This is a genomic window from Hydrogenophaga sp. L99 (genome assembly GCF_058731905.1).
In genome coordinates, this window is record NZ_CM178972.1 from 163,428 (window position 1) to 182,498 (window position 19,071).

At 64.7% G+C, this 19,071-nt stretch carries 15 protein-coding genes; all 15 read left to right on the top strand.

The features are described 5' to 3' along the window. Positions 1–164 precede the first annotated feature (164 nt). The 15 genes from AC4QBL_RS00705 (at position 165) to ftsW (ending at position 19,063) form a co-directional block, all read left to right on the top strand. The gene (locus AC4QBL_RS00705; RefSeq protein ID WP_472906824.1) at positions 165–1,349 is read left to right on the top strand and encodes a class I SAM-dependent rRNA methyltransferase; all 1,185 of its coding nucleotides are present in this window, start codon (positions 165–167) and stop codon (positions 1,347–1,349) included. A 90-nt stretch (positions 1,350–1,439) separates the two neighbouring features. Then, a complete protein-coding gene (locus tag AC4QBL_RS00710; protein ID WP_472906823.1) occupies positions 1,440–2,513 on the top strand; it encodes a CobW family GTP-binding protein in 1,074 nt (357 codons plus the stop codon). Positions 2,514–3,111: 598 nt separating this feature from the next. Then, entirely contained in the window at positions 3,112–3,933 is an 822-nt protein-coding gene (gene dksA, locus AC4QBL_RS00715) for an RNA polymerase-binding protein DksA (RefSeq protein ID WP_472900910.1), read from the top strand. A gap of 43 nt (positions 3,934–3,976) precedes the next feature. After that, the gene (locus tag AC4QBL_RS00720) at positions 3,977–5,833 is read left to right on the top strand and encodes an STAS domain-containing protein (protein ID WP_472900911.1); all 1,857 of its coding nucleotides are present in this window, start codon (positions 3,977–3,979) and stop codon (positions 5,831–5,833) included. Between the two features lie 158 nt (positions 5,834–5,991). Beyond that, entirely contained in the window at positions 5,992–6,537 is a 546-nt protein-coding gene (hslV, locus tag AC4QBL_RS00725) for an ATP-dependent protease subunit HslV (RefSeq protein WP_472900912.1), read from the top strand. Between the two features lie 78 nt (positions 6,538–6,615). Further along, positions 6,616–7,950 carry an ATP-dependent protease ATPase subunit HslU gene (hslU, locus tag AC4QBL_RS00730; protein ID WP_472906822.1) on the top strand — a complete coding sequence of 445 codons (1,335 nt, stop codon included), beginning with the start codon at positions 6,616–6,618 and terminating at the stop codon, positions 7,948–7,950. A gap of 406 nt (positions 7,951–8,356) precedes the next feature. Beyond that, a complete protein-coding gene (mraZ, locus tag AC4QBL_RS00735; RefSeq protein WP_472900979.1) occupies positions 8,357–8,785 on the top strand; it encodes a division/cell wall cluster transcriptional repressor MraZ in 429 nt (142 codons plus the stop codon). Positions 8,786–8,794: 9 nt separating this feature from the next. Then, on the top strand, positions 8,795–9,718 hold the full coding sequence (rsmH, locus tag AC4QBL_RS00740; RefSeq protein WP_472906821.1) for a 16S rRNA (cytosine(1402)-N(4))-methyltransferase RsmH: 924 nt from the start codon (positions 8,795–8,797) through the stop codon (positions 9,716–9,718). 73 nt (positions 9,719–9,791) lie between these two features. After that, the gene (ftsL, locus tag AC4QBL_RS00745) at positions 9,792–10,091 is read left to right on the top strand and encodes a cell division protein FtsL (protein WP_472906820.1); all 300 of its coding nucleotides are present in this window, start codon (positions 9,792–9,794) and stop codon (positions 10,089–10,091) included. After that, positions 10,088–11,821, top strand: coding sequence for a peptidoglycan D,D-transpeptidase FtsI family protein (locus tag AC4QBL_RS00750; RefSeq protein ID WP_472900916.1), 1,734 nt, complete (start codon positions 10,088–10,090; stop codon positions 11,819–11,821). The genes ftsL and AC4QBL_RS00750 overlap by 4 nt, the downstream gene beginning before the upstream one ends. Then, positions 11,821–13,368, top strand: a complete 1,548-nt coding sequence (locus AC4QBL_RS00755) for a UDP-N-acetylmuramoyl-L-alanyl-D-glutamate--2,6-diaminopimelate ligase (protein ID WP_472906819.1) — start codon at positions 11,821–11,823, stop codon at positions 13,366–13,368. Before AC4QBL_RS00750 ends, AC4QBL_RS00755 begins: the two co-directional genes overlap by 1 nt. Beyond that, on the top strand, positions 13,365–14,810 hold the full coding sequence (locus AC4QBL_RS00760) for a UDP-N-acetylmuramoyl-tripeptide--D-alanyl-D-alanine ligase (protein ID WP_472900918.1): 1,446 nt from the start codon (positions 13,365–13,367) through the stop codon (positions 14,808–14,810). Before AC4QBL_RS00755 ends, AC4QBL_RS00760 begins: the two co-directional genes overlap by 4 nt. Then, entirely contained in the window at positions 14,800–15,978 is a 1,179-nt protein-coding gene (gene mraY, locus AC4QBL_RS00765) for a phospho-N-acetylmuramoyl-pentapeptide-transferase (protein ID WP_472906818.1), read from the top strand. The genes AC4QBL_RS00760 and mraY overlap by 11 nt, the downstream gene beginning before the upstream one ends. After that, positions 15,975–17,756, top strand: coding sequence for a UDP-N-acetylmuramoyl-L-alanine--D-glutamate ligase (gene murD, locus AC4QBL_RS00770; RefSeq protein WP_472906817.1), 1,782 nt, complete (start codon positions 15,975–15,977; stop codon positions 17,754–17,756). Before mraY ends, murD begins: the two co-directional genes overlap by 4 nt. Beyond that, a complete protein-coding gene (gene ftsW / locus AC4QBL_RS00775; RefSeq protein ID WP_472900980.1) occupies positions 17,756–19,063 on the top strand; it encodes a putative lipid II flippase FtsW in 1,308 nt (435 codons plus the stop codon). The genes murD and ftsW overlap by 1 nt, the downstream gene beginning before the upstream one ends. Positions 19,064–19,071: the final 8 nt, after the last annotated feature.

Here is a 19,071-nt window from a genome sequence, read left to right on the forward strand (position 1 = left end):
GCCGCGTTCCGGATTTGTGCACCCAGATCCGGAGAGGGGCAAAGTCGCAGAAAAGCAGGGAAGCCCATCCAGGGCACCGCCGGTCCGGCTTCGCCGGACGGCCAGTGCCGCCCCCTGGGGGGGGGTGACGGCCGCAGGCCGGCGCGGGGGGAGACAATACCCAGATGAAAACCATACGACTCAAGCCCGGCAAAGACCGATCCCTGCAGCGCCACCACCCCTGGGTGTTTGACGGCGCCATCGCCAAAGGCGGGGCCGATGCGGGCGAGACCGTGCGTGTGGAAAGCCACGAAGGGCAGTTTCTGGCCTGGGGCGCGTTTTCGCCCACATCGCGTATTCGCGTGCGGGCCTGGAGCTTTGACGAAGCGCAGCGCATCGACGCTGCGTTTTTGCGTGGCCGGTTGGCCCGCGCCATCGCCCTGCGCGAGCGCATGGGCATTGACAGCAACGGCCTGCGGCTGGTGCATGGCGAGTCAGACGGTCTGCCTGGCCTGATCGTCGACCGCTATGGCGACACCCTGGTGGCCCAGTTCACCGCCTGCGGTGTGGAGCGCTGGAAACCCGAACTGGCCGATGCGCTGATCGAACTCACCGGCTGCCCGCGCCTGTACGAGCGCTCAGACACCAGTTCGCGCAAGCTTGAAGGCTTGGCAGAGGCCACCGGCTGGCTGCGCGGCAGTGGCGACACCGCGCTGGTGCTGAAAGAGCACGGCTGGAGCCTGGGGCTGGACATTGCCCATGGCCACAAAACCGGCTACTACCTGGACCAGCGCGACAGCCGCCAGGTCTGCCACGACTACACCCAGCGCCTGGGTTTTGCCCAGGTGCTCAACTGCTTCAGCTACACCGGGGGCTTCACCGTGGCCGCGCTGGCCGGCGGGGCCGGGCATGTCACGTCCATCGACTCGTCAGCCCCTGCGCTGGAGCAGGCCGCAGCCAACCTCGCACTCAACGGTTTTGACGCTGCACGCGCCACCTTCATGGATGCCGACGTCAATGCCTCGTTGCGTCAGTTCATCGGCGAGGGTCGCCAGTTCGACGCCATCGTGCTCGACCCGCCCAAGCTCGCCCCCACCGCCGCGCACGCCGAGCGCGCCGCCCGTGCCTACAAAGACATCAACCGCCTGGCGTTCAAACTGCTCAACCCGGGCGGCGTGCTGTTCACCTTTTCGTGCTCGGGTGGTATCGGCGTGGAGCTGTTTCACAAGATCGTCGCCTCGGCCGGGTTGGACGCTGGCGTGGACGGCGCGATTTTGCAGCGCCTGGGTGGCGCCTGCGACCACCCGATGACGGTGAACTTCCCCGAGGGTGAGTACCTCAAAGGCCTGGTGATCATGAAAAGCAGCTGATTTGATCCACAGCAGGCAGAGCGCGGGCTGGTCGAATACACTCCCCCGCTGTCGCCTTCCCGTCACTCCGTCGTACGAGCACCGATCACCATGTCCCTGATTCCCGCCACCATCCTCACCGGCTTCCTGGGTTCGGGGAAAACCACGCTGCTCAAGCGCGTGCTGAGCGAGGCCCACGGCCAAAAAATCGCGGTGATTGAAAACGAGTTCGGTGAAGAAAACATCGACAACGAGATCCTGGTGGCCGACACCACCGAAAACATCATCCAGATGAGCAATGGCTGCATTTGCTGCACCATTCGCGACGACCTGCGTGCCACGCTGCAAGACCTGGCCGAGAAAAAGCGCAAAGGTGAGCTCGACTTTGACCGCGTGGTGATTGAAACCACCGGCTTGGCCGACCCCGGCCCGGTGGCGCAAACCTTTTTTATGGACGACGAGGTGGCCGAGCAGTACCTGCTGGACTCGATCTTGACCCTGGTGGATGCCAAGCACGCGGCGAACCAGCTCAACGAGCGCCAGGAAGCACGCCGCCAGGTGGGTTTTGCCGACCAGATTTTCATCAGCAAAGCCGACCTGGTGGACGCGGGCGAGCTGGAAGCCCTGACCCACCGCCTCAAGCACATGAACCCGCGTGCGCCCATGCGCCCGGTGCATTTTGGGGAGGTGTCGCTGAAGGAAGTGTTTGACCTGCGCGGCTTCAATCTGAACGCCAAGCTCGACATCGACCCCGATTTCCTCAAGGTCGAAGACGACCACGACCATGGTCACGACCACCACGGGCATGGCCACGAGCACGGCGAGCACTGCAACCACCCGTCGCACCAGCACGGGCACGAGGGGCATGGCCACCACCATCACCACGACGATGACGTAAAAAGCTTCGTGTACCGCGCCACCCGGCCGTTCAACCCGGCCAAACTGGAAGACTTTCTGGGCGCCATCGTGCAGGTCTATGGCCCGCGCATGCTGCGCTACAAGGGGGTGCTCGACATGGAAGGCACCGACCGCAAGGTGATTTTCCAGGGCGTGCACCAGCTCATGGGCAGTGACCTTGGGCCACCGTGGGCCGAAGGCGAGACCCGTGTGAGCAAAATGGTGTTCATCGGTCTCGACCTGCCGCGGGACATCCTGGTTCAGGGGCTGGACCAGTCGCTGGTCTGAAAACCGCGTGGCATGACGGCTCCATAAACAAGGTCTGCTCGTGCTCTTTGTCTCTCTTCTCCAACGCCTTGGCTTTCTTGCTGGAGGCATTTCGCAGCCTTCGGCCACACCCTCGTTACAATCGCGGCCCAAGTCGGTCGCCCAAGGCTCCGCCAGACCCGCCACCCGCCCACCAGCGGCTGGCCATCTGGAGCCTGACCGCAACGGGGGTATAACAACCAATAAGCCGAGTTCACCGGCTCAACGTGAGGCGCAGCGAACCCCGGTTCGCGGCATCGACCGGCCCCAAGATCCCGCATCGTCAGGTACTGAGAGGAGACCCGTTGTGAAAGCCCCGGCCACCAAGACCGCAAAACCAGGCAAATCAGCTGCAGTGGGGGCCAAAGAGCGCTCTGCCGCCGCGCCAGCCAAGGTCTCTGCCGGCAGCAAGCTTGCCGCGAAAACCCCGACCAAAGCCCCGACCCCTGCGGCGGTGAAACCCAAGCAACCGGCTGTCGCAGCCAAAAAAGCGGCGGCATCTGCCAAGTCCAGTTCAACCCAACCCCCCAGCCGCACCGCCACACCCGTGGTTTCGCCGGTCAAACCTGACAAACAAACCGTGGCCAAATCTGCCGTGAAACCCGCGGCCAAGCCCGCGGCCAAAGTGGCAGCGCAACTGCCTGTGAAGCCCGCCGCGGCCAAGCCTGCTGTCGCCAAACCGGCGAAAGCGGCGGTTGAGGTGGTTGAAAAACCAGCGGCGAAAACCACACCCAAGCCCCCTGCCAAAGCTGCTCGCTCTGCGCCTGCGCCGGTCATTGTTGAGCCCACACCAAGGCCACTTGGCAAGCGTGCCGCCAAAAAGGTGATGATGGAGCAAATGACGCAGGCAGCGGTGGTTCCCACCCACGCACCCGATGCCGCCAAGGCGACTTTTTCCACCATGAACGAACGTGCCGTAATGACCCCTCCCGTGCCATCCTCCGTCCAGAAAGATCCCACGCGGGCGAACAACTGGAAGACCCTGTCGATCGAGCAGCTGACCGACCAAGACGTCCAGGCCATGCCCGACAGCGAGTACATGAGCGATCTGCAGCTGGCTTACTTCCGCCGCAAGCTTTCGCAGCTCAAGGCCGACATGCTGGCCAACGCGGGCGAGACCACCGAGCATCTGCGCGAAGACACCGTGGTGGTGCCCGATCCGGCAGACCGCGCGACCATTGAAGAAGAGCACGCCCTGGAGCTGCGCACGCGCGACCGCGAACGCAAGTTGCTCAAGAAAATCGAGCAGGCCATTGCACGCATTGATTCGGGCGACTACGGTTACTGCGAAGAAACCGGCGAAGCCATTGGTGTGGGCCGTCTCATGGCGCGCCCCACCGCCAGCCTGTCGCTGGAAGCCCAGCAACGCCGCGAGCTCAAGCAAAAAATGTTTGGGGATTGAGTTTTAACGGTCCTTCCACTCTTCTACCCAGACCTGACGCTCCATGTCCAAGGACGAATCCAACGGCGGCTTCCTGTCCAAGGTGGTGAAGTTCGTGCGCCATCCGACCACCAGTTGGTCGGATCTGGACACGCGCGCGGCCGACCGTGAGAGCGAGTACAGCAAGGCGGCGCTCAAGGAAATGATTGAGCGCAAGCGGCGCAATGACTTTGTGCGCAAGCGCGAATTCGATTTGTTGCGCAAAGTGCGCAGTCGGGAAGCCTCGGGCGAAGAAGGTCAGGGCGTCAGACCCTCGTTTTTCCAGAGCAGCCTGCCGTCCAAACCGGACGACCGCGCCATGACGCTCAAGAAAATCGACGAGATCGAAGCCCAGATGTCGATGCAGTGGTGGAAGACCAAGGGGCCGGACTCGTTGGTGACGGGCTCCAGCCTGAGCAGCGGCACGCACTCCACGGGCGGCACGCCCTTGAGCCGCAAGAGCGACGCCGCCGACCGCAAAACAGCGCCTGATCCACAGGAAAAACGGCGCATCCAGCAATACAACGAGACCGAAGCCAGCCCGTTGGCCTTCGATGAGTCGGCACCGACCGAGCCAACCGTGCCAACCGTGCCCGCAGCGGCGGCTCCTGCCGTTCGAAAAGCCTGGTCACCGTCCAAGGAAAGCGAATTGGTGGCCCAGGCGCCTGCTGCGCCAACGCCATCTGCCGCCCGCACCGGTTTGATGGCGCCCACCGCCCAGGGTGAGCTCAACAGCGCCAACTCGGTTTTCTCGGCCTCCCATTTCTTCGCGCTTGACGTGCAGGAGGTGGCGCAAGACCCCGAAGTGGAGGAAGCGGCCATTCGGTTTGCCAACGGTGACGATACGGGCGCTGAGCAAGGTTTGCTCGAGGCGCTGGGCGAGGGCGGGAACCGAGCCCATCAGCAAGAAGACTGGTTGGCCTTGTTCGACCTGTACCGAGCCACGGGGCAGCTTGCGCCCTTCGAGAGCCATGCGGTGGACTTCGTCAACCGCTTCAACCGATCGGCGCCGCAGTGGTTTGACATGCCCGAGCTGGTTTCCAGCATGGGAAGCAAGAGCTTCAAGCCCTCGGCTGCGCCCAATCGCGCGGTCTGGGTGTGCGAGCCAGTGATTGACGCGCACGCGGTCGGTACGCTGCAAAACGTGTTGCTGCGCGCCAGCCAGCCTTGGGTTCTGGACTGGTCGCCGGTCGAGTCCATCGACGTCAAGGCTGCCCGTGCCTTGCTGGGTATTTTTACCCTGTGGGGCGACCAAGATGTGGAGCTGCGCTTCTGCGGCACCAGCGAGCTGCGCGATCTGCTCAAGAAGCTCACGCCCTCGGGGCGGCGCGATATGGAGCAGCTCTGGTGGGAGCTGCGTATGGCCGCTTTGCGCGTCATGAATCGGCCAGACGAGTTTGAACTCACCGCGCTCGATTTTTGCGTCACCTACGAAGTGTCTCCCCCCGGCTGGGAACGGCCCCGGTGCCATTTCCAGTCGGTGTCGAACGACGACACGGCGGAAACCGGTCAATCGGTGCTGGGTGAGGTCGTGCTGGAGCAGGTTCCTTCCACCTACCCCAGCGACTCCGTCATGGACGGGCAAGCGTCCGAGTTCAACAACCTCGGTCTGGTCGAGCTGTCGGGCGAAATCCGGGGCGATCCGCAGGACACGTTGACCGCGCTGGAGCACCGGCTGAAGGGCGCGGACGTGTTGATCATTTCCTGCCGCAACCTGATTCGAGTGGACTTTTCGGCTGCCGGTACCTTGCTGAACTGGGTGTCGGGTCACCACGCCGAAGGGCGCATGGTTCAGTTTGTGGATGCGCATCGGCTGGTATCGGCGTTTTTCCATGTGATCGGCATCACCGAATACGCCAAAGTGGTGCTGCGCAACGACTGATCCGTAACGCCCCAGCCCTCGGTGTCACCCCATTCGGGGGGCAGCCCCGCCAGCCCAGAGAAACCGCCTGTGCGGTGCCTGAGGTTCGCACCGCGTAGCGCAGGCTTGGTCTGTGCCGCGCTTGAGATTCATCCGATCACCCCCACTTCTTTGCTCTTATGGAATCATTTCACGGAACTACCATCGTCTGCGTGCGCCGCGAGACGCCCGACGGTGTTCAGGTCGCCATCGGCGGTGACGGTCAGGTGACCTTGGGCCACATCGTGGTCAAGGGCACCGCGCGCAAGGTGCGCAAGCTGCACCACGACAAGGTACTGGCCGGTTTTGCCGGCGCCACGGCCGACGCTTTCACGCTGTTTGAGCGCTTCGAGGCCAAGCTGGAAAAGCACCAGGGGCACCTGGTACGGGCGGCCATTGAGCTCACCCGCGACTGGCGCACCGACCGCGTGCTGCGGCGTCTGGAGGCGATGCTGGCGGTGGCCGACCACAGCGCGGCCTTGATCATCACCGGCAACGGCGATGTATTGGAGCCCGAGCACGGTGTGGTGGCCATTGGATCGGGCGGCGCCTATGCCCAGGCGGCAGCCCGGGCGCTGACGCAGCACACGAACTTGAGTGCCGAAGACGTGGTGCGCCAATCGCTCCAGATTGCGGGCGAGATCTGCATCTACACCAACATGAACCACACCATTGAAGTGCTTTGACGGTTCGGGTTGGCTGTTGCTGTGTGTGCAGCTCGGTGCCCCGTTGCCTGATCCTTCCCTGTTTAACGATTGACGCGCATGTCTTCCATGACCCCCCAGGAAATCGTCTCCGAACTCGACCGTTTCATCATTGGCCAAACCGGTGCCAAGCGTGCCGTGGCCATTGCGCTGCGCAGCCGCTGGCGCCGTCAGCAGGTGGACGACAAGCTGCGGCCTGAAATCACCCCCAAAAATATTTTGATGATTGGCCCCACCGGCGTGGGCAAGACCGAGATTGCACGCCGCCTGGCCAAACTGGCCGACGCGCCCTTCATCAAGGTCGAGGCCACCAAGTTCACCGAGGTCGGTTACGTGGGCAAGGACGTGGATTCCATCATCCGCGATCTGGCGGACATTGCGATCAAGCAGACCCGCGAGATCGAGATGCGCAAGCAGCGGGTGCGCGCGGAAGACGCCGCGGAAGAGCGGATCCTGGACATTTTGATTCCGCCACCGCGTGCCGTGGGCTCCGAGCCGACCTTGGCGCCCACGCCCGACAGCACCGCCCGCCAGGCGTTTCGCAAGAAGCTGCGCGAAGGCGAGCTCAACGACCGTGAGATCGAGATTGATTTGATTGAAGCGCGCCCCGCCATGGAAATCATGGGGCCAGCCGGCATGGAAGACATGGCCGAGCAGTTGCGCGGCATGTTCAGCCAGATGGGCCAGGACAAGCGCCGCAAGCGCAAACTCAAAATTGGTGAGGCGTTGCAGTTGCTGATTGACGAAGAAGCCGGCAAGTTGGTCAACGAAGAGGAGATCAAGACCCGCGCGCTGCACAACGCAGAGCAAAACGGCATTGTCTTCATTGACGAGATCGACAAGGTCACCTCGCGCAGCGATTCGGGCAGCGCTGAGGTGTCGCGCCAAGGCGTGCAGCGCGACCTGTTGCCGCTGGTGGAGGGCACCACGGTGACCACCAAGTACGGCATAATCAAAACCGATCACATTCTGTTCATCGCCAGCGGCGCGTTTCACTTGGCCAAACCGAGCGACCTGATTCCCGAATTGCAGGGTCGTTTCCCGATTCGCGTGGAGCTGCAGTCGCTGTCGGTGGACGACTTTGAGGCGATTCTGACGCAGACCCACGCCTCCTTGGTACGCCAGTACCAGGCGCTGCTGGCCACTGAGGGTGTCACGCTGCATTTCACACCCGAGGGCATTCGGCAACTGGCCCAGATTGCCTGCGACGTGAACGAGCGCACTGAAAACATTGGTGCGCGCCGCCTGGCCACGGTGATGGAGCATTTGCTGGACGAGGTCAGCTTTGAGGCCACACGCCTGCAGGGCCAGACCATCACCATCGACGCGCCTTACGTGAACGGTCGCCTGGCTGCACTCAGCCGCAACGAAGACCTGTCGCGCTACATCTTGTGATGTGAATGCGGGGCCCGGGTGCGGCGCGCATCCGGTCAAATCTGCTCGAATAGGGGTTGAAGGCCCTTGCGGCCCCTGCGCTTGGCGTGCTGCGGAGGCATGCGGGGTTGCGCTGCGCGGCACGGGTTACCGACCCGCCGACCGATTCGCCTCACCACCTCCGCGCCGCCGACCCGCGCGGCTCCAACCCCGCGTGTAACAGGGTTTTCAAGCATCACATGCAGTGCATGTTGTAAGTGCTTGCTTTTGCTGCATTTTTAAGCTTTAAGTTGCTTCAGAATGTTCGCTAAGTGGTTGATTTCATTGAAAAAATATGTTGCTGGCGGGTTGCGCTGCTTGCTTTTCCTGATAAAGTGGAAAAAAGTGCAATTAAGTGGTGAAAAGTGTTTTTTTAGGATCTGCCGCGGTGTTTCAGGGTGCTTCATCTCTCAGTCTCGATGTCAAAGGACGGCTCTCGGTGCCGACCAGGCACCGTGACGTCTTGAGCGCCACCGCCGCCAGCCAGCTGACCATCACCAAACACCCGCACGGATGCCTCATGATTTTTCCCCGCAACGAGTGGGAGAAGTTTCGTGACCGCATTGCGGCGCTGCCGATGCAGGCGCAATGGTGGAAGCGCATCTTTCTGGGCAACGCAATGGACGTCGAGATGGATGGCTCGGGTCGTGTGCTCGTGTCGCCCGAGCTGCGCGCCGCGGCGGGCATCAGCAAAGACGCCATCTTGCTCGGCATGGGTGCTTATTTCGAGCTTTGGGATGCGCAGGCTTACGCCGCACAGGAGGCCGAAGCGATGAAGGCCGACATGCCCGATGTCTTCAAAGATTTCTCTTTCTGAAGGACTGTGGTGCAAGGCGCTCTGATTCATCACACGGTTCTGCTGAACGAAGCTGTCGAGGCTTTGGCGATCAATCCGGACGGGCACTATGTGGATGCGACGTTTGGGCGGGGAGGGCACTCGCGCCTCATCCTCCAGCACTTGTCGCCGCTCGGGCGCCTGACGGCGTTCGACAAGGATCCGCAGGCCGTGGCGGCTGCGCAAGAACTGGCGGCCAGCGATGGCCGTTTTTCCATCCGGCACCAGGGGTTTTGCCACCTGGGTGAGCTGGGGCTTGCCAGTGCCGATGGGGTGCTGATGGACCTGGGCGTGAGCTCCCCGCAGATTGATGACCCCGAGCGGGGTTTTTCTTTTCGTCACGATGGTCCTCTGGACATGCGCATGGACACCACGCGCGGCCAGAGCGTGGCGCAGTGGCTGGAAACAGCCGATATTTCCACCCTGTCGGAGGTCATCCGTGACTATGGCGAAGAACGGTTTGCTCAACAGATTGCAAAGGCGATTGATCGTCGCCGACAGGAACGGGGCCCTTTTCGAACCACCCGCGAGTTGGCCGAAGTCGTGGCTGGCGCGGTCAAAACCCGCGAGCCGGGCAAGGACCCTGCAACGCGCACATTTCAGGCTTTTCGGATTTTCATCAACGCCGAGCTTGAAGAGCTGCAACAAGCGCTAGAGGCCAGCTTGCAGGTGCTGCGTCCGCACGGTCAGCTGGTGGTGATCAGCTTCCATTCGCTGGAAGACCGCATCGTCAAGCAGTTCATGGCCGGCCATTCGCGCACGGTGGTGGACCGCCGCGTTCCGTTTGCCGAGCCGGCGCCGATGCGCCTGCGCGGCGTGCACCGCATCAAGCCCTCGGAGGCCGAAGTCAAGGCCAATCCGCGTTCGCGCAGCGCGGTCATGCGGGTGGCCGAGCGCTCAGAGGTGGCCGCATGAATGAAGCCCGCGGCGTTCCCGATTACGCAGTGCCTGGCGCTCTGCGCGCGGGCACCTGCGGGGGGGCGTGCGCATGATCCGTTTGAACCTGGTGCTGCTGGTGGCGGTGCTGGCCAGCGCGTTTTATCTGGTGCATACCCAGTACGAATCGCGCCGCCTGTACACCGCGCTGGACCGTGCCCAGGCGCAGACGCGCAAGCTCAGCTCGGAACACGAGCAATTGCAGGTGCAAAAACGCGCCGAGGCCACGCCGGCCCGTGTGCAGCAGTTGGCCAGCCGGCAGCTGCAGATGCGCCCGGTGAACCCGGCCATCACCCAATACGTGACGGTATTTGAGTCGCCCGCTGCGCGCGCCGGGGAGTCGGTCCCGTGAGCCGTAGCATCAACTACAGCGCCAGCCCGCTGCTGGCCAGCAAGACGCCGGTCTGGCGCAGTAAGTTCATCGTGGCCGGCTTGGCCGTGGCCTTTGCCGGCCTGGGCGCGCGAGCCGCCTATGTGCAGGTGTTTGGTAACGAGTTTTTTCAGCGCCAGGGCGAGGTGCGGTTTGCCCGCACGCTGGAGCTGCCGGCCAACCGGGGCCGGGTGCTGGACCGCAATGGGCTGATCCTCGCTTCCAGCGTGGTGGCGCAAAGCATCTGGGCCATCCCGGAAGACGTGGACCGGACCGACCCCAAGCTGCGCCAGCTGGCCAAGCTCCTGGAGATGCCGCTGGCCGATTTGCGCAAGCGCCTGGGCCAGGAGGACAAGACCTTTGTCTGGGTGAAGCGCCAGGTGGACGAGCCGGTGGCCAAAGAGATTGCGGCCCTGGGTATCAAGGGCATTTACCAGCGCCGTGAATACAAGCGCCAGTACCCCGAGGGCGAAGCCGCCGCGCACGTGGTGGGCTTCACCAATGTGGAGGACCGCGGGCAAGAGGGCGTCGAGCTGGCGTTCAACCAGCAGCTATCGGGCAAGGCGGGCTCTCGGCGCGTCATCAAAGACCGGCTCGGCCGTGTGGTGGAAGACGTGCGCGACGTGGTTCCACCGGTGGACGGCCCCGACCTGCAGTTGTCGATCGACAGCAAGGTGCAGTACTTCGCCTACCAAAAACTGCGCGATGCCATTCAGGAGCACAAGGCCCGCGCGGGCAGCGTGGTGGTGCTTGACGCGCAGACCGGCGAAGTGCTGGCGTTGGCCAACTACCCGAGCTACAACCCCAACCGCCGCCAAAACCTGAGTGGTGAGCAGCTGCGCAACCGTGCACTCACCGACAGCTTTGAGCCCGGCTCCACGATGAAGCCTTTCATCGCCGCACTCGCGCTGGACAAGGGTTTGGTCAAACCCACAACCCCGATCCAGACCGCACCGGGCCGCATCAGCATTGGGGGCTCCACCATCAACGATGCGCACCCGCACGGCATCCTGACGGTGAACGAGGTCATTCAAAAGTCGAGCAACGTGGGCACCGTCAAGATGGCGATGCAGATGTCGCCCCGGGAAATGTGGGAAACCTATGCCCAGGCCGGCTTCGGCCAGAAGCCGCAAGTGCCCTTCCCCGGCGCGGTGAGCGGGCGCCTGCGGCCCTACAAAACCTGGCGTCCGATTGAGCAGGCCACCATGAGCTACGGCTATGGCCTGTCCGCTTCCTTGTTTCAGTTGGCTCAGGCTTACACCATCTTTGCGCGCGACGGTGCGCTGATTCCGGTCAGCATGGTCAAGACCGACACCACCGCCAGCGGCGTGCAGGTGTTCAGCGAAAAGAACGCCAGCGCTGTGCGCAAGATGCTGGAAATGGCTGCAGGCCCCGGCGGTACCGGCCAGCGTGCGCAGACCATGGGCTATTCGGTGGGTGGCAAGTCGGGCACCGCACGCAAACAAGAAGGCAAGGGCTATGCGGACAAAAAGTACCGCAGTTTCTTCGTTGGCCTGGCGCCGGTGGAGTCGCCGCGCATCGTGGTGGCGGTGATGGTGGACGAGCCGAGCAACGGCGTCTACTACGGCGGCGCAGTGGCCGGACCCGTGTTCAGCGAGACCGTGCAGCAGACGCTGCGCATCATGGGTGTGCAGCCCGACATGAGCGTCAAACCCCAGATCGTGACCGAAGTGGTCGAGGAGTCGTTTTGATGCAGGCCCTGCAAGATCCCCAGGCGGTGGCCAACTGGTTGCGCAGCCGCGTGCAGGGCGACCTGCATTGCGACAGCCGCCGCATCTGCGCCGGTGACGGTTTTGTGGCCTGGCCAGGGGCTGCCACCGATGGGCGCCGCTTTGTCGCTGGTGCCTTGCAGGCCGGCGCGGCAGCGGTGCTGGTGGAGCAACAAGGTGTGGGGGCTTTTGGGTTCAACGATGAGCGTGTGCTGGCCGTGCCGGGTCTGAAGGCGCTGGCCGGCCCCATCGCCAGCGCGTATTACGGCGACCCCAGCAGCCAGCTCGACCTGATCGCCATCACCGGGACGAACGGCAAAACCTCGACCGCGTGGTGGGCAGGACAGCTGTTGTCGGCCGCTGGTCAGCCGTGTGCAGTGGTCGGCACGCTGGGCATTGGCCAGCCGCCGCTGGCCGGCGACACGGGTCATGCGCTGGTGCCCACCGGTTTGACCACGCCCGACCCGGTGCTGCTGCAAGCGCGCCTGCGCGGCATGGTGGACGCGGGTGTGAAGGCGTGCGCGGTGGAGGCTTCGTCCATCGGCCTGGTGGAAGGCCGCTTGAACGCCAGCCGCATCCGCGTGGCGGTGTTCACCAATTTCACCCAGGACCACCTCGACTTTCACGGCAGCATGGACCGCTACTGGTCGGCCAAAGCCGCCTTGTTTGAGTGGCCAGGTTTGATGCATGCTGTGGTCAACCTGGACGACCCGCGGGGCGCGCCTCTGGCCGCAGCGCTGGGCGCGCGCGGGCTGGACGTGTGGTCCGTTGGCATTCAAGAAGCTGGGCAAGCCATGCCAGCGCGGCTGTTTGCGCAAGACATCGGCTTCACCGACCACGGCATGCGCCTGGTGGTGGGCGAGCGCGGCGCTGACGGCGCCTTGATCGAATCGCACCCCCTGAGCCTGCCGCTGGTGGGCCGCTACAACGTGTCCAACCTGTTGTGTGTGCTGGCGGTAGCCCGCGCGCAAGGCGTTGCGCTGGCCGATGCGGTACAAGCCTGTGGCGCGCTGACGCCCGTGCCTGGGCGCATGGAACAGGTGCCCGGCGCCAACCCCGAGCAGCCGCTGGTGCTGGTGGACTACGCCCACACGCCCGACGCACTGGAAAAAGCGCTGCAAGCGCTGCAGCCCCTGGCGCAGCAGCGCGGCGGCGCACTGTGGGCGGTGGTGGGGTGTGGCGGCGACCGCGACGCCAGCAAGCGCCCGCTCATGGCCGCCGTGGCTGAGCGCGGCGCGCAACACACCGTGCTCACCAGCGACAACCCCCGCAGCGAAAACCCCTTGGCCATTCTGTCGCAGATGCAGGCGGGGCTGGCCCAACCGGGCGCCGCGCACACAGAGCCGGACCGCGCTGCGGCCATTGCCTGGGCCGTGCAAGCCGCGATGCCGCACGACGTGGTGTTGATTGCCGGCAAAGGCCACGAGGATTACCAGGAAATCAAGGGCGTGAAGACACCATTTTCTGATCTGGCGCAAGCCCAGACAGCGCTGCAACAGCGCAGCACCGCGAAGGGGGCCAGCGTATGAACAACTTGGCCCAGTTATTGAACCGCCTGACCGGTGCGAACGCGGTGGGGACGGTGCAAGCACCGATTGCACGCGTGCACACCGACACCCGCAGCCTGCAAGCGGGTGACCTGTTTGTGGCGCTCAAGGGCGAGCGTTTTGACGCGCACGACTTTCTGCCCCAGGCCGCGGCACAAGGCGCGGTGGCCGCCATTGCACACGCTGGCCTGGCCGCTGCCGGTATGCCCGGTGTGGAAGTGCCCGACACCCGTCTGGCGCTGGGCGAGCTGGCCCGCCTGTGGCGCGAGCAGTTCAGCTTGCCGCTGATTGCCGTGACCGGCAGCAACGGCAAAACCACGGTCACGCAAATGATCGCGTCCATCCTGCGCGCCCAGGCGGGTGATCAGGCGCTGGCCACGCAAGGCAACCTGAACAACGACATTGGTGTGCCGCTCACGCTGCTGCGTTTGCGCGAAGCGCACCGCCTGGCCGTGGTGGAGCTGGGCATGAACCACCCCGGCGAGATCGCGTACCTGGCTGCCCTCGCGCAGCCCACCGTGGCGCTGGTCAACAACGCGCAGCGCGAACACCAGGAGTTCATGGCCACGGTAGAAGCCGTGGCGCGCGAAAACGGCGCCGTCATCAGCGCCTTGGCCCCGGCCGGTGTGGCCGTGTTCCCCAGCGACGACGACTACACGCCGGTGTGGCGTGCGCTGGCGGCCAGCCACCGCGTAGTGACCTTCAGCGACACCGACGCCAGCGCCGATGTGCACGCGCTGCAAACCGCCTGGGCCGACGGTGCCTGGGCCTTGAGCATGGCCACACCCGCTGGCGCATTGAACTGCCACCTGCGCATTGCCGGACGCCACAACGTGCGCAACGCGCTGGCCGCAGCCGCCTGCGCGCTGGCCGCCGGGGTGCCGCTCGCCGCCATCGGCCGTGGGCTGGACGCCTTTGAGCCTGTGGGCGGGCGCTCGCGGGCCTTGTCGCTCGCGCTCGCGGGCCGCAGCGTGACCCTGATTGACGACACCTACAACGCCAACCCCGACTCGGTGGTGGCCGCCATCCACGTGCTGGCCGAGCTGCCTGGCCCGCGTTTGCTGGTGGTGGGCGACATGGGCGAGGTGGGCGAGCAAGGGCTGGCCTTTCACCTGGAAGTGTTGCGCCATGCGCAGGCCTGCGGCATTGAAACCGTGCATTGCGCGGGCGACTGGATGCGCCAGGCCACCGAAGCCTTGCAGGCCGCGGGCGAGCCAGCGCCCACGCACTGGGCCGACGTGTCCGCGCTGGTGGCCCATGTGTGTGCCACCGTGGCCGCGGCCGATGCCGGCGTGCGCAGCGTGCTCGTGAAGGGCTCGCGTTTCATGCGCATGGAACGCGCCGTGCAGGCGCTGCAAGCCCTTGCGGCGCCTGCAGCCCACCCCCAACAACAAGAACACAAGGAAGCCCCGCATGCTGCTTAGCCTGGCCCTGTGGCTGCAAACCCTCGGACCCGAATTCGGGTTTCTGCGCGTCTTTCAGTACCTGACCTTTCGCGCTGTCATGGCCGCCATGACCGCGCTCATCGTCGGGTTGGTCGCGGGGCCGTTCTTCATCCGCCGCCTGGCCGCGCTCAAGATCGGACAGCCCATCCGCGAATACGCGATGCAAACGCACCTGAGCAAAGGCGGCACGCCCACCATGGGTGGCGTGCTGATTTTGTTTGCCATCGCGCTGTCCACGCTGTTGTGGTTTGACCTGTCCAACCGCTTCGTGTGGATCGTGCTGCTGGTGACCTTGGGCTTTGGCGCCATTGGCTGGGTGGACGACTGGCGCAAGGTCGTGCACAAAGACCCGGAAGGCATGCGCTCGCGCGAAAAATACTTCTGGCAGTCCGTTATCGGCCTGGTGGCCGCGCTGTATCTGGTGTTCAGCGTGTCCGAAACCAGCAACCTGCGGGTGATGGAGCTGTTCATCCAGTGGGTCGCTTCGGGCTTCACCGTGGACCTGCCGCCTCAAGCCGGGTTGATGGTGCCGTTCTTCAAGGAAATCAGCTACCCGCTGGGCGTGTTCGGTTTCGTGGTCATGACCTATCTGGTCATCGTCGGTTCGAGCAACGCGGTGAACCTCACCGACGGACTCGACGGCCTGGCCATCATGCCGGTGGTGATGGTGGGCTCTGCTTTGGGCGTGTTCGCCTACGCCACGGGCAGCGCGGTGTTTTCGCGCTACCTGCTGCTGCCGCACATTCCGGGCGCGGGTGAGCTGCTCATTTTCTGCGCCGCCATGGCGGGCGCCGGGCTGGCGTTTTTGTGGTTCAACGCGCACCCTGCGCAGGTGTTCATGGGCGACGTGGGTGCGCTCGCGCTCGGTGGCGCCTTGGGCACCATTGCCGTCATCGTGCGCCAGGAAATCGTGCTGGCCATCATGGGCGGCATCTTTGTGGTGGAAGCCCTGTCGGTGATGTTGCAGGTGGCGTATTTCAAATACACCAAGCGCCGCTATGGCCAGGGTCGCCGCCTGTTCCAGATGGCGCCTTTGCACCACCACTTTGAGAAAAAGGGCTGGAAAGAAACCCAGGTGGTGGTCCGCTTCTGGATCATCACCATGCTGTTGTGTTTGGTGGGCCTGTCCACCTTGAAGCTGCGATGAACCACCTGCGCGACCACCACGTTCTCGTCCTGGGCCTGGGCCACTCCGGCCTGGCGATGGCGCGTTGGTGCGCGCGCCACGGCGCCCGGGTCACGGTGGCCGACACCCGTGCTGCGCCGCCGCAGCTGGTCACCTTGCAGGCCGAGTGCCCGACGGCGCGCTTCGTATCGGGCGCTTTCGATGACGCGCTGCTGGCGCAGGGCGGCTGGACGCTGGTGGCCCGCAGCCCCGGCCTGGCCCCGGCACAACTGGCCGCCGTGAACGCCTGGGCGCAGACCCACGGGGTGGCGGTGGTGGGCGAGCTCGACTTGTTTGCTCAGGCGCTGGGCGATCTGGCGCAGCGCGAACACACCCCCTACACGCCCAAGGTGCTGGCCATCACGGGCACCAATGGCAAAACCACCGTGACCTCGCTCACCGGCTTGCTGCTGCAGCGCGCCGGGGTGAACGTGGCCGTGGCCGGCAACATTGGGCCGGCCTTGCTCGACGTGCTCAGCCAGGCGCTGGACGCCGAAGCCGTGGCGGAGGCCGCAGACGCCCTAAAGGCCGCAGCGGAAGCGGAGGCCGCCGCCGGCACGCCCCTGCCCGAAGCCTGGTTGCCTGCCGATCCAGACGAGCGCCCGCCCGCAACGGTAGAAGCAGCCACCACCAAGGCTGAAACAGAAGAAGCCGCAGAAGACGAAGGCCCGGTCCAGTTGGTGCCGCCACCGCTGCAGCTGCCGCAGCCGCCGCACCTGCCCACCGTGTGGGTGCTGGAGCTGTCCAGCTTCCAGCTGGACGGCGTGGCCGGTGGCGCCTGGGACCGCGTGCCCACGGCAGCCACCGTGCTCAACATCACCGAAGACCACCTGGACTGGCACGGTTCGCTGGCTGGCTACGCGCAGGCCAAGGCGGCCATCTTTGGCGCCCAGGCGCTCATGCTGCTCAACCGCGACGACCCGCAGGTCATGGCCATGAAGCCGGCGCTGGTCACGGTGAAGGTGAGCGGGCGCAACCGCCAGCAGCCGGCCCGGCCTTACGCCACGTTTGGCCTGGGCGCACCCACCCGCCCGGGCGACTGGGGCATTGAGGCGGTGAACGGCATGGAATGGCTGGTGCGTGCGTTGGCGCTGGACGAAACCCGCAAACGCGGGCGGGCCGCAGACACCGAAGACGAGGTGTATTTCCAGCGCATGATGCCGGTGGATGCCCTGCGCATCCGTGGCCGGCACAACGCTGCCAACGCGCTGGCCGCGCTGGCCTTGGCCACCTCCACCGGCGCTGCGCTGGGCGCCATGTTGCATGGTTTGCGGGAATACCGCGGCGAGCCGCACCGGGTGGAACCGGTCGGCATTCTGGACGACGTGGAGTATTTCGACGACAGCAAAGGCACCAACGTGGGCGCCACGCTGGCGGCCATCAACGGCCTGGGCGCTGACCGCCAACTGGTCGTCATTCTGGGCGGCGACGGCAAGGGCCAGGACTTCAACCCGCTGACCGAGGCGCTGGTGGGACACGCCCGCGCGGTGGTGTTGATCGGCCGCGATGCGCCGCTGATTCGCGCCACCATCGGCGACGCTGTCGCGCACGCGCAGCTGCCGCTGCTGGATGCCGCAAGCCTGCCCGAAGCGGTGGCGCTGGCCGCCCAGCAGGCCCGCCCGGGCGACGCGGTGCTGATGTCGCCCGCCTGCGCCAGCCTGGACATGTTTGACAACTACGTGCACCGCGCCCGGGTGTTTGTGGCGGCGGTCGCCGAGCTGGCGGCTGACCGGGGTATGGATCTGGAGAGCTACGCATGATGGCGGCCCTGACTCACCGGCTGGCGCAATGGCGCGGCGCTTTCGCGTCCGCTTTGCCCAAGCTCATTGGGCGCGACCTGGCTGGCGCGCTGGCAGGCGGCACCTCGCGCGACGGCTTGCCGGTGCGCCTGTCCAACCGCACCTACGCCGGCACCCGCAACGTGGCCGTGCGCGAGCTTGGCTTTGACCAGCCCTTGCTCTGGGTGGTGGTGGCGCTGCTGGCCTGGGGCCTGGTGATGGTGTATTCGGCCTCCATCGCCTTGCCCGACAATCCGCGCTTTGCCAACTATGCCCACACCCACTTTGTATTGCGCCATGGCATTTCCATGACCATTGGCGTCATCGCGGCCATGGTGGCGTTTCAGTTTCCGCTGCGCGCCTGGGAAAAGATGGCGCCCTGGCTGTTTGCCGTGGCCCTGGTGTTGCTGGTGCTGGTGCTGGTGCCTTTTATCGGCAAAGGCGTCAACGGCGCGCGGCGCTGGATCTCGCTGGGCATCATGAACTTCCAGCCCTCTGAGCTGGCCAAGCTGGCGGTGCTGCTGTACGCCGCGGACTACATGGTGCGCAAGATGGAGGTGAAAGAACGCTTCTTCCGCGCTGTGTTGCCCATGGCGCTGGCGGTGCTGGTGGTGGGCATGCTGCTGCTGGCCGAGCCCGACATGGGCGCTTTTATGGTCATCGTGGTGATCGCCATGGGCATTCTGTTTCTGGGTGGGGTCAACGCCCGAATGTTTTTCCTGATGGCGGTGCTGGTGGTGGCGGCGTTTGCCATGATCGTGCTCACCAGCGAATGGCGCCGTGAGCGCATTTTTGCCTACCTCGACCCCTGGAGCGTGGAGCACGCGCTGGGCAAGGGCTACCAGCTGTCGCACTCGCTCATTGCCATTGGCCGGGGCGAAATCTTTGGCGTGGGCTTGGGCGGCAGCGTGGAAAAGCTGCACTGGCTGCCCGAAGCCCACACCGATTTCTTGCTCGCCGTCATTGGAGAAGAGTTTGGTCTGGTCGGCGTGCTGTTGCTGATCGGCCTGTTTCTCTGGCTCACCCGCCGCATCATGCACATCGGCCGCCAGGCCATCGCGCTCGATCAGGTGTTTGCCGGGCTGGTGGCGCAGGGCGTGGGCCTGTGGATGGGCTTCCAGGCCTTCATCAACATCGGCGTGAACCTGGGTGCACTGCCGACCAAGGGCCTGACGCTGCCGCTCATGAGCTACGGCGGCTCGGCGATTTTGCTGAACCTGATCGCCATCGCCATCGTGCTCAGGGTTGACTATGAAAACCGCCAGCTCATGAAGGGTGGGCGGTCATGATCAGCTGG